At 31.0% G+C, this 10,413-nt stretch carries 11 protein-coding genes; 5 read left to right on the top strand and 6 right to left on the bottom strand.

Annotation, left to right across the window (positions count from 1 at the left end; translation table 11 throughout):
- Positions 1-102: 102 nt before the first annotated feature.
- Positions 103-420, bottom strand: a complete 318-nt coding sequence (trxA, locus tag ACKTTC_RS11830; protein ID WP_132792606.1) for a thioredoxin — start codon at positions 418-420, stop codon at positions 103-105.
- A gap of 282 nt (positions 421-702) precedes the next feature.
- Between trxA and metK the strand changes: the two genes are divergently transcribed.
- On the top strand, positions 703-1,956 hold the full coding sequence (gene metK / locus ACKTTC_RS11825) for a methionine adenosyltransferase (protein WP_408040037.1): 1,254 nt from the start codon (positions 703-705) through the stop codon (positions 1,954-1,956).
- 82 nt (positions 1,957-2,038) lie between these two features.
- On the opposite strand, the gene sppA is transcribed toward metK, so the two are convergent.
- From sppA to ACKTTC_RS11810, 3 genes are all read right to left on the bottom strand, one after another.
- Entirely contained in the window at positions 2,039-3,784 is a 1,746-nt protein-coding gene (sppA, locus tag ACKTTC_RS11820) for a signal peptide peptidase SppA (protein ID WP_408040036.1), read from the bottom strand.
- 50 nt (positions 3,785-3,834) lie between these two features.
- The gene (locus ACKTTC_RS11815; protein WP_408040035.1) at positions 3,835-4,245 is read right to left on the bottom strand and encodes a DUF6146 family protein; all 411 of its coding nucleotides are present in this window, start codon (positions 4,243-4,245) and stop codon (positions 3,835-3,837) included.
- Between the two features lie 86 nt (positions 4,246-4,331).
- Positions 4,332-6,386 (bottom strand): protein-disulfide reductase DsbD family protein, encoded by a 2,055-nt coding sequence (locus ACKTTC_RS11810; RefSeq protein WP_408040034.1) that lies wholly within the window; start codon positions 6,384-6,386, stop codon positions 4,332-4,334.
- Positions 6,387-6,510: 124 nt separating this feature from the next.
- On the opposite strand from ACKTTC_RS11810, the gene ACKTTC_RS11805 reads away from it, so the two are divergent.
- Together ACKTTC_RS11805 and ACKTTC_RS11800 are read left to right on the top strand one after the other, a co-directional pair.
- Positions 6,511-7,071 (top strand): DNA-3-methyladenine glycosylase I, encoded by a 561-nt coding sequence (locus ACKTTC_RS11805; protein ID WP_408040033.1) that lies wholly within the window; start codon positions 6,511-6,513, stop codon positions 7,069-7,071.
- A gap of 13 nt (positions 7,072-7,084) precedes the next feature.
- Complete coding sequence (locus ACKTTC_RS11800; protein WP_408040032.1) at positions 7,085-8,008, top strand: ion channel; 924 nt, start codon at positions 7,085-7,087, stop codon at positions 8,006-8,008.
- Here the strand turns inward: ACKTTC_RS11800 and ACKTTC_RS11795 are convergent.
- Positions 8,005-8,217 carry a hypothetical protein gene (locus ACKTTC_RS11795; protein ID WP_408040031.1) on the bottom strand — a complete coding sequence of 71 codons (213 nt, stop codon included), beginning with the start codon at positions 8,215-8,217 and terminating at the stop codon, positions 8,005-8,007. The genes ACKTTC_RS11800 and ACKTTC_RS11795 overlap by 4 nt on opposite strands.
- Before the next feature lie 63 nt (positions 8,218-8,280).
- On the opposite strand from ACKTTC_RS11795, the gene ACKTTC_RS11790 reads away from it, so the two are divergent.
- Both ACKTTC_RS11790 and ACKTTC_RS11785 read left to right on the top strand, forming a co-directional pair.
- On the top strand, positions 8,281-9,003 hold the full coding sequence (locus tag ACKTTC_RS11790; protein ID WP_408040030.1) for an SDR family NAD(P)-dependent oxidoreductase: 723 nt from the start codon (positions 8,281-8,283) through the stop codon (positions 9,001-9,003).
- Between the two features lie 11 nt (positions 9,004-9,014).
- Entirely contained in the window at positions 9,015-9,401 is a 387-nt protein-coding gene (locus ACKTTC_RS11785; RefSeq protein WP_408040029.1) for a pyrophosphohydrolase domain-containing protein, read from the top strand.
- Positions 9,402-9,429: 28 nt separating this feature from the next.
- Here ACKTTC_RS11785 and ACKTTC_RS11780 read toward each other — a convergent pair whose 3' ends face one another.
- A complete protein-coding gene (locus ACKTTC_RS11780) occupies positions 9,430-10,371 on the bottom strand; it encodes a TlpA family protein disulfide reductase (RefSeq protein ID WP_408040028.1) in 942 nt (313 codons plus the stop codon).
- Between the last annotated feature and the right edge of the window lie 42 nt (positions 10,372-10,413).

The following is a 10,413-nucleotide window of genomic DNA, read 5'->3' as shown; positions in this document are numbered from 1 at the left end:
TTCAGAAGATTGTAATTCAGAAAGATTAATTGCCATTTACCGAAAATAAAAAAGGTTTGACATTTGTCAAACCTTTTTTATAAAAAATAATTTTGTTTTCAATTATAAAGCAGCATCAATCTTGTCAGTGTATGCTTTCTTTGGTGCAGCACCTACTTGCTTAGCAACAACTTCACCATTTTTAAAAACTAATACTGTAGGAATGTTTCTAACTCCATACTTAGCAGCAAATTCTTGATTTGCATCTACATCTACCTTACCTACAACAGCTTTTCCTTCATACTCTTTGCTGATTTCGTCAATAATTGGTCCAACCATTCTACAAGGTCCACACCAAGTTGCCCAAAAATCTACTAAAACAGGCTTGTCTGATTTTAAGACTGTTTCTTCGAATGTTGTATCTGTAATTTCTAATGCCATTCTTTTGTCTTTATACGTTATTGCTCACAAATGTAAGAATTTATTTTCCTATTCTCAATCTTAAGTAGATTGGTTTTTTTTATCTATAAATCAATTTTATAAATATGTGCAGTGATGTATTTTTTAAGTTAGATAATAATCTTAAATTTGCTGTCAACTTTTGAGGAAAGATTTGAATTGATTGCAACCTCATAAAAAAATGCTAAAGCAGTAATGTTTAGCTTCTTTTACGACCAATCAACGCAAAACCCTCTATTTAATTTAAAATATACAAAAGGAAATATGTCATATTTTTTCACATCTGAAAGTGTTTCTGAAGGGCACCCAGATAAAGTAGCTGACCAGATTAGTGATGCTTTAATTGATAACTTTTTAGCTTTTGATCCAGATGCAAAAGTAGCATGTGAAACATTAGTTACTACGGGGCAAGTAGTATTAGCTGGAGAAGTAAAGTCAAGCATCTACTTAGATGTTCAGAAAATTGCAAGAAACGTAATTAATAAAATTGGTTATACCAAAAGTGAATATATGTTTGATGGTAATTCTTGTGGAGTTTTTTCTGCAATTCATGAACAATCAGACGATATTAATAGAGGAGTAGATAGAGCTAGTAAAGAGGAGCAAGGAGCAGGAGACCAAGGAATGATGTTTGGTTATGCAACGAACGAAACTGAAAACTACATGCCTTTAGCATTAGATTTATCACATTTAATTTTAAAAGAATTAGCGGCTTTAAGACGCGAAGGAAATGAAATTAAATATTTACGCCCAGATGCAAAAAGTCAAGTTACTATTGAGTATTCAGACGATAATGTGCCACAGAGAATCGAAGCTATTGTAGTTTCTACACAACACGATGATTTTGGTGGAGATGAAGAAATGTTAGCGAAGATTAGAGCGGATATTAAAGATATTTTAATACCAAGAGTGGCTGCTAAATTACCAGCAAAGATTCAAGCGTTATTTAACAATGACATCAAGTATCATATCAATCCAACAGGAAAATTTGTTATTGGTGGACCACACGGAGATACAGGTTTAACAGGAAGAAAGATAATTGTAGATACTTATGGAGGAAAAGGTGCTCACGGTGGTGGTGCTTTTTCAGGAAAAGATCCAAGTAAAGTAGATAGAAGTGCTGCTTATGCAACACGTCATATTGCTAAAAACTTAGTTGCAGCTGGTGTAGCAGACGAAATATTAGTACAAGTTTCTTATGCTATTGGAGTTGTAGAGCCTATGGGAATTTTTGTTGATACCTATGGAACGGCAAAAGTAGATTTGACTGATGGTGAGATTGCTGCAAAAGTTTCTGAGATTTTTGATATGCGTCCGCATGCTATTGAAGAGCGTTTAAAATTAAGAACGCCAATGTATAGCGAAACTTCTGCTTACGGACATATGGGACGTACAAACGAAATAGTATCTAAAACATTTGTGCAGCCTAATGGAGAAAGTAAAACTTTAGATGTTGAGCTATTTACTTGGGAAAAGTTAGATTATGTAGCGAAAGTAAAAGAAGCTTTTAAATTATAAAAGCTGCTACTAAAATATAGGATAGAAAAAAGGGTGAAATATTATATTTCACCCTTTTTTATTTTTTTGAAGAATTCAAAAATTACTTGATTTCCATAATATAAGGAAGTCTAGTTTGTATGCCTTCTAAGTTTTTAAATTCATTAATTTGTTTAAATAACTTAAAGGTTTCATCTCCTAAAGCTTCTTTAAGAATATCGTCTTTGTTTACACTCATAAAAGGAGAAAATTTAAACATATTTTTATAATCTACTTCGTAATTAGGGTAATTGCGAATTTTATAGCTTTTTAATTCTGCTAATTGAGCTGCAGCATTAATAGCATCATCTAAACTACCTAATTCATCTACCAATCCATTTTCTAAAGCCTCTTTACCTGTCCATACTCTCCCTTGTGCTATAGCGTCTACTTTTTCAAAAGTCATATTTCTACCTTTGGCTACTCTATTAACAAAAGTTGTATAGATCTGTTCTACACCTTCTTTAGTAACATCGTAAAACTTTTTATCCATAGGCTCAAATAAGCTGTAATTAGCGCTATTGTTTGTGGCAACCTGTTCTGCATTTATTCCTATTTTTTTAGAAAGCTCATAAGCATTTGGAATTGCACCAAATACACCAATAGAACCTGTAATAGTTGTAGGCTCAGCAACAATAATATCTGCATTACAAGCAATGTAATATCCTCCAGAAGCTGCTAGATTACCCATAGAAACAACGAGTGTCTTTTCTTTTTTAGCTAATTCTAACTCTCTCCAAATTAATTCAGAAGCTAGTGCACTTCCTCCAGGAGAATTAACACGTAATACAATTGCTTTTACGTTTTTATCTTTTACTGCTTTTTTAATCGCTTTATTAATAATTCCTTGGCCAATAATTTCTTGATTTCCTTCTCCATATATGATTTGACCTTGAGCATAAATAACTGCAATTTTGTCTTTGGCTGTTGAAGAAATTCTACCTTTTCCAGATTTTATATAGTCAGCAATAGAAATAGTCTTCGATTTTGAATTGGTAGCGTTGTCTAACTTATCTAAATATTGATCTTCATAAATACTAGCATCGATTAACTTGTTATTAAGCGCTAATGTCGCATTTCTACCATCAGAATTATCTGCAATAGTATTTAATTCAGCTACAGAGATATTTCTAGCAGTACTAATTTCTTTAGTGTATTCAGACCAAATAGAGTTTAAAAAAGAAGAAATTTGTTCTCTATTAGCTTCACTCATTTTATTATCTAAGTAAGGTTCTACGGCACTTTTATATTTACCATGGCGAATTACTTCCATTTTTACTCCGTACTTATCTTCAAAATCTTTATAATACAAAACTTCAGAAGTCAAACCTTTAAAATCGATTTGACCTACAGGATTAAGAAATAAACTATCTGCAACAGAACTTAAATAATAATTTTTCTGTGTATAGTTGTCATTATAAGCATATATGAATTTACCCGATTCTTTAAAGTCGATTAACTTTTTTCTAATCGCTTGTGTTTGTGCAATTCCAGCATTTATAAAATTAGTTTGAATACTAATTCCTTTAATTTTTTCGTCTAATTGAGCATTGTCTATTGCATTTAAAATAGCTTCTAAAGAAAGAGATGGATTTTCAACGCCCAATACTTCTCCAAGCGGATTCGATTCTTTTGGAGCATAATCTTTAATAGAAGTTGTTAAATCTAATTCTAAAACAGAGTTAGGTTTTACTACAACTGCATCTTCTTTTCCAATTAAAGAGGCAATACCTACAAATAGAAAAAATAGAATAAAAATACTTATGAAAAAGCCTAAAATAGAGGCTAATAAATTGCGTAAAAATTTCATTTTATATTGTTAAAATTCTAGGGCAAATATACGTTTTTAACACGAGCTGTTCATCGCAAACGCATTCGGTATTTTCGTTGTGCAAATTCAAAATAATTGAAGAGCTTATAATTTACATCATACCCATAATTAATAAAAGGATCATAGTCTATAATATTACTGTAAACATTCGGATTGAAATTGGTAGGACTATTTACTCTGGAGTTCCAAACAGAGACATACAATCTATTTTTGTTTTCTAAGAAAATTAAAGAATGATATCCTGGTGGTCTAGCTACGGTATTTAAATAATTAGTAAATCCAGGATCTATAATAGTAATTTCATAAGATAGACTATCATTTTTAATAACAACAGGCTCTTCGTTAGTGTTTGCGTCCTGTTTTATTTTAGTCATATTACAGGAATAAACAGTAACTAGGCATAGCAAAATAATAAGATAATAATGCGCCGTACTTTTCATAAGAATACCGTTGTTATACTATAAAGATAACAAAAAGATACACCTTTATGATGTATCTTTTTGTTAATTAATATAATGTTGAGTTGTTATTTCAATAAATCTGATTGGTTAAAGAAATTATTTAAGGTGTTTTTAGATTTCTCTTTACCATCTATTAACCAATCTAAATATACGTTTTCATCAGGAGTATATCCCACAGGATCGTTCAATATTTGTTTACCATCAGCACTTAAAAGTACATAGTATGGTTGTGTGTTTGTTTTGAAAAATATGGTTTGAAAGTGAGACCACTTATGTCCGTAATTTTTTAATTGCCTTGTACCACCATTAATTCTGTTAACAATAATTTGCTCTTCTTTAGGGAGTTCTTTTTTATCGTCTACATATAATGAAATAAGCACGTAATCGTTTCGCAATACATCATCTACTTTCTGTATTGGCCATACATGTTCTTCCATCTTACGACAGTTTACACAAGCATAACCTGTAAAGTCTAATATAATTGGCTTGTTTGTTTTTTTAGCATATGCTAAACCTTCTTTTAAATCTTTAAAACAAGTTAAATTATTAGGACAACTATTAGGATAAACAAAACTATATCCTACAGGAGGAGCTAATCCACTTAATAAAGATAATGGTGTAAAAGTATTTGTTTCTTTATTTACTCTAAAACCAGATATTAAATAGATTGTAAAAGCAGCTACAAGTATTCCTAATCCAATTCTTGGAATACCAATTTTTTGTAAAGGACTATCGTGTGGGAATTTTATTAAACCAAAAAGATATAAAGCTAATCCTGCAAATATTAAAACCCAAAGAACTAAGAAAGGTTCAATTTTTAATAAATTCCAGTGTGCAACTAAATCGGCGTTTGATAAGAATTTGAAAGCTAGTGCTAATTCTAAGAACCCTAAAACAACTTTTACTGTGGTCATCCAACCTCCAGATTTTGGTAAGGATTTTAGCATGTTAGGGAACATAGCAAAAAGTGTAAAAGGTAAACCAAGTGCCACACCAAACCCAGCCATTCCAGCTGTTAATTGCCATGCACCACCATCAGATGATAACGAACCTGCAAGTAAAGAACCTAAAATTGGTCCAGTACATGAAAAAGAAACAATAGCTAAGGTTAATGCCATAAAAAAGACACCAATTATGCCTCCAGAACTTTCTCCTTGTGTTGTTTTGTTTGTCCAGCTACTAGGTAATGTTAATTCGTAAAAACCAAAGAAAGAACCAGCAAAAAACACAAAAACAATAAAGAAAATAATGTTTAGCCAAATGTTGGTAGAAATTTCGTTTAAAATATCAGGATTGATAGAGTCTAATAAGTGAAAAGGAATACTTAAAAGTAAGTACACTGCCAATATGAAAAAACCATATAGTACAGCTTTGGAAATACCAGCTCCTTTTTTGCTGTCTTTTTTAGTGAAAAAACTTACGGTTAAAGGAATCATAGGAAACACACAAGGTGTTAATAAGGCAAGTAAACCACCAAGAAACCCTAAACCAAAAATGCTTAATAACGAAGAAGAATCATTTTCTTTAGCTACATCTGAATTATTAGTGTCTAAAGCATTGATATCGACTACTGGTTGTTGTAGTTCATCGCTTGTAATTCCGTATAATAACATTGAAGCTTCCGAGTCGCTTAATTGTGCAGTAGTGTTCTCTTTCTTTTCGGTGTTTTTTTTAGCACCAAGAGAAAATGTTAAATCAATAACTTTAGGAGGAAGACAACGTTCATCATCACAGACCATAAACTGCACATCTCCATCAATTTTTGCATCTTTATTAAGTAATTTTATGCGTTGCTTAAAGGTTGTTTTCTTTGCGAAATATTTTATTCGCATTTTAAAAGTTTTATCCTCTTCAGTAATTCCTTCTTCTTCTATTGTAGTTCCTATCAATTCATAATTTTCATTAGGTTTATAAGTAAAAACAGTAGGTCTAGGTCCTCCTTTAGGAACGTCTTGAGAATATAAATGCCAACCTTTATCAATAGTAGCAGTAGTTACTAAATAGTATTCGTCTCCTGAAATGTTTTCAATATTAGTTTTCCATTTAACAGGTTCAAATATTTGAGAAAAGCTTAAAAAGCTAGAAAGTAAGCATATACACAGAAAGAAATATTTCTTCATAGTAATAGAATAATTTTGTTGCTATTAGACGTAAAAGTAACCTTTTTCATACAAATAATAGCTGTTAAATAATGTATAGGAAGAAACCACTAGAATTTCTTACTTTTAAATCAAAATCTTATCCATGAAAAAACGTTGTTTTTGGGTTAGTGACGACCCTCTTTATATTGCTTATCACGATAATGAGTGGGGAGTTCCAGTATATGATGATACGACTTTATTTGAGTTTTTAGTTTTAGAAACTTTTCAAGCGGGTTTGAGTTGGATTACTGTGTTAAAGAAAAGAGAAAACTTCAGAAATGCTTTTGATGCTTTTGATTATAAGAAAATAGCAAATTATGGAGAAGAGAAATATGAAGAGTTACTAGGGGATAAAGGTATTATACGAAATAAACTAAAAATAAAAGCTACAATAAGTAATGCACAAGCGTTTATGAAAGTGCAAGAAGAGTTTGGTTCGTTCTCAAAATATATTTGGGAATTTTGTGATGGAAAACCTATAAAAAATGTTTTCAAAATAAGAGAAGAAGTGCCAGCTACAACACCACTTTCAGATGCTATTTCTAAAGATTTAAAGAAAAGAGGTTTTAAGTTTGTAGGCTCAACAGTAATTTATGCATTCATGCAGGCTACTGGTATGGTAAACGATCATACGACAGACTGTTTTCGATATAACGAAGTTTAATTGATAAAAATAAATGGCTAAAAAAACTAAAGATCCTGGATTCGGATATTCGTCTGCTGAAAACGTAAGAGGAGTTATTAATAAAGATGGCTCGTCTAATATTATTCATATCAACAGAAAGTTTAAAATAGACGATTTATATACGTTGTTTATTAGTGTAAGTTGGTGGAAATTCTTTGCTTTTGTTTTTTTAGGATATACCTTATTAAACGTTCTTTTTGGAATTGTATACACACTCATAGGAATTGACGAAATAACTCCCTCTACTGGAGATACGCTTAAAGATTTTCTAAATGGATTTTTCTTTAGTGCTCAAACACTTACTACTGTGGGGTATGGAGGGATTGCTCCCCAAGGAATTACAGCGAATATCATAGCTGCTTTTGAAGCAATGATAGGTCTGTTAAGTTTCTCTTTTATTACAGGACTTTTGTATGGAAGATTTTCAAAGCCGAAGGCATCTATTCGTTTTAGCGATAATATTATTGTTAGAGATTTTAATGGGGAAAGAGCATTAATGTTCCGATTAATGAATAGTAGAAAAACAATAATGATTGAGCCTGAAGTTTCTGTTACGTTGGCTATAAATGAAGAAGAAAAGGAGACTGGAAAATATAAAAGAAGCTTTTTTGCTCTAAAACTTGAACGTGAAAAAATAATGTACTTACCTACTATTTGGACAATAGTACATGTTATAAATGATAAAAGCCCATTGTATACATATTCTAACGAAGAGCTAGAGAAGTTAAATGCGGGTTTATATATATTAATACAATACCATGAAGAATCGTTTGGACAAAAAGTATATCAAACAACTTCTTATAAATTCAAGCAGTTAGTTACAAACGTAAAATATGCACCATCTTCTGGTATAGATGAAGAAGGGTACACTATTTTAGATCACGAAAAACTGAGTGATGTAGAAAAAATGGACTAGTGTATTAAAAGCTTAGATAAAAATAATAGTCCAATAGTTACCGCTAAACCTATAGCTACATATAAAGCAGAGTTTTGGTAATACTTTTTATTGTTTTTAGCATCTTTTTTATAGCTGAAAATCATTAGGATTACGAAGGCAACAACAAAAATACTAGCAAAAATAATTCTACCAGTTGTAAACATTTTAAGCGCTATTAATAAGGACATAAATTACTTTTTATATTATAAATGTACTGCAAACTTTGTACTTTTAGCAAAAGTACTAATTTAATGAATACAGCAATTGTTTTTGGAGCTACTTCTGGTATTGGAAGAAGACTAACAGAAATTTTAATAGAAAATAATTATAAAGTAGCCATTACAGGAAGAAGGTTAGAAAAACTACAAGAACTTCAGAAACAATATCCAGATCAAATATTTATACAGCAAAACGATATTCAAAAAACTGAAGATGTCGAAAAAGTATTTAATACAATAGTTCAAGAATTTGAGAAAATAGATTTGGTTATTCAGTCTTCTGGTGTTGGTTCTGTAAACCAAAAATTAGAATGGAGCAAAGAAGAAGAAACCATACTAACAAATGTAGTTGGAGTTACAAAACTATATGATTTAGCTTATAATTTGTTTAGAAAACAAGGCTTTGGTCATTTGGTAGGAATTTCATCTATTGCTTCTTTACGAGGAAATAGAGCTGCTCCAGCTTATTTTGCATCTAAAGCGTACCAAAAAGCTTATTTGGAGAGTTTGTATATCAAAACCAAAACGATTAAAACGAATAAGGTATTTATTACAGATATCCGACCAGGATTTGTAGATACAGCAATGGCATTAGGAGATGGAATCTTCTGGATGGTACCTTTAGAAAAAGCTTCGAAACAAATTTATAATGCAATTCGTAAGAAAAAACGTGTGGCATACATTTCTAAAAGATGGGCTTTAATTGCCTTTGCATTGAAAATAGTTCCATCTTGGTTATTAAAACAAGCAACATAATAAGTATATCAATGAAAGAAAAAATTCAAGCAGTAAAAGCTTTTCATGAAGCATTTGGGTTAGGAGTTAAAGAAACGCCAACAGTAGCTATTGGAGAAGATAGAAAATTACTTCGTTTTAACTTAATGAAAGAAGAAAATGAAGAGTACTTAGAAGCTGTTAAAAACAATGACTTAGTAGAAACAGCAGATGCACTAGGAGATATGTTGTATATATTGTGTGGTACTATTATAGAGCATGGAATGCAATATAAAATAGATGAAGTTTTTGAAGAGATTCAACGTAGCAATATGAGTAAATTAGGTGCAGATGGAAAACCAATTCATAGAGAAGATGGTAAAGTTATGAAAGGACCTAATTACTTTAAGCCAAATATAAAAGAAGTGTTAGAGCGCTAACAAGATAGATTATTGAGAAGGAGTGATTTTACATTCCTTCTTGATCATCAAATTGAGTAAGATCTGGTTCTGCAATTTTTGCAAGAGCTTCCTTTAATTGCGCTACACTAGTTACCATTTTTTCAATATTACCATATTCATCAACAATTAAATGAGTAGGATATTGTTTTACTTCTAGTTGATCTTCTAAATAAGATTTTTGATCTGCTACAACAGGGTATCTAAATTCATTCTTAGTTAAGAACTTTCGTAGCTTTCCTGCATTATCAAAAGCAAAACTTAAGAAAACTACATCTTCATAAGCCTCATACTTATCGTATAATTCATTTAACTCTGGAAATTCTTGAATACAAGGTTTAGAATCTACATACCAACATTCTAGAATAAGAATTTTTTCTCTTGTATTATCAGTAGTAAAAGTAGTCCCGTTTAAGTCAACAACATTAAACTCTGGTAATGGTGTTCCTTCTTTAAGAAAATAATCGTAGGCAACGGTACCTGCATCTTTAATAGCATCGCTAATACTCTCATCTTCATCGCCTCCTAATTCATACAACTGATACATTACATCTCCAGAAGCTAATTTTACAGGAACATAATCTCCAGTAGTTAACTCTTTTAAAAACGCATCTTTTTCAATTTCCTCACCATTCATGTCTAATGGAATAAAATCAGAAGAAAGATTAATATCTTCATTAAAATAACTCTCCCATTGTTGTAAATCTCCTAAAATACTATCAACGTCAGGAAGTAAGTCACTATTTACAGTCGCACTATCTGTAGTTGAATCAGAATCATCAGTACTAGTGTTAGTATCGTCTGATTCATTGGAGTTTGAATATAACTCGGTATTAGTGCTCGCAGAAAGATCTTCTAGTTCATTTTCATGTTTATAAAAATTAGTTAAAACATAAAAAGTAATACTAAAAGCAACGGCTATGGTAACTATGGTAATTAGAAAGTTTTTCATAATAGAGTTTACGAGTCACTATTACAAATATATAAAAAACAT

The sequence above is a fragment of the Tenacibaculum amylolyticum genome, from assembly GCF_964511145.1.
GTDB classification, from domain to species: domain Bacteria; phylum Bacteroidota; class Bacteroidia; order Flavobacteriales; family Flavobacteriaceae; genus Polaribacter; species Polaribacter amylolyticum.
The sequence above is the reverse complement of the archived record's forward strand: the minus strand, read 5'-3'. Positions and strand labels throughout refer to the sequence as shown.

Bases quoted from the DNA above. Each gene is read 5' to 3' on its own strand.
- trxA (WP_132792606.1), bottom strand. From the start codon at position 420: ATGGCATTAGAAATTACAGATACAACATTCGAAGAAACAGTCTTAAAA.
- sppA (WP_408040036.1), bottom strand. From the start codon at position 3,784: ATGAAATTTTTACGCAATTTATTAGCCTCTATTTTAGGCTTTTTCATA.
- ACKTTC_RS11815 (WP_408040035.1), bottom strand. From the start codon at position 4,245: ATGAAAAGTACGGCGCATTATTATCTTATTATTTTGCTATGCCTAGTT.
- ACKTTC_RS11780 (WP_408040028.1), bottom strand. From the start codon at position 10,371: ATGAAAAACTTTCTAATTACCATAGTTACCATAGCCGTTGCTTTTAGT.
- metK (WP_408040037.1), top strand. From the start codon at position 703: ATGTCATATTTTTTCACATCTGAAAGTGTTTCTGAAGGGCACCCAGAT.
- ACKTTC_RS11785 (WP_408040029.1), top strand. From the start codon at position 9,015: ATGAAAGAAAAAATTCAAGCAGTAAAAGCTTTTCATGAAGCATTTGGG.
- ACKTTC_RS11790 (WP_408040030.1), top strand. From the start codon at position 8,281: ATGAATACAGCAATTGTTTTTGGAGCTACTTCTGGTATTGGAAGAAGA.
- ACKTTC_RS11800 (WP_408040032.1), top strand. From the start codon at position 7,085: ATGGCTAAAAAAACTAAAGATCCTGGATTCGGATATTCGTCTGCTGAA.
- ACKTTC_RS11810 (WP_408040034.1), bottom strand. From the start codon at position 6,386: ATGAAGAAATATTTCTTTCTGTGTATATGCTTACTTTCTAGCTTTTTA.
- ACKTTC_RS11805 (WP_408040033.1), top strand. From the start codon at position 6,511: ATGAAAAAACGTTGTTTTTGGGTTAGTGACGACCCTCTTTATATTGCT.
- ACKTTC_RS11795 (WP_408040031.1), bottom strand. From the start codon at position 8,217: ATGTCCTTATTAATAGCGCTTAAAATGTTTACAACTGGTAGAATTATT.